The organism is Alcanivorax sp. HI0083, assembly GCF_001635175.1.
Window position 1 is genome coordinate 1 of sequence record NZ_LWFX01000300.1, and the last position, 212, is coordinate 212.

The window sequence follows — 212 nt, forward strand, 5'->3', positions numbered from 1 at the left end:
AAACCCAACTGATAGACCTCTGTGGAGCGAGCCCGGCTTGCCGCCGGTTTGCGGCTGACGACGCGCTTGAAACGGCTTTGCAGCGCTTTGCGGTAGTCTTCAAACCCCTCACCCTGGAATACCTTGACCAGAAACAGGCCATCCGGTTCCAGCACCCGCTCAGCCATATCCAGCGCCAACTCTGCCAGATACATGGCCCGCGGCTGATCTAC

The 212-nt window shown here is 59.4% G+C and carries 1 protein-coding gene; it reads right to left on the minus strand.

Features of this window, described 5'->3' with window-relative positions; all coding sequences use genetic code 11:
• On the minus strand, positions 1–212 hold a 212-nt coding region (locus A3754_RS03195; protein ID WP_304439788.1), incomplete at both ends, for an SAM-dependent methyltransferase.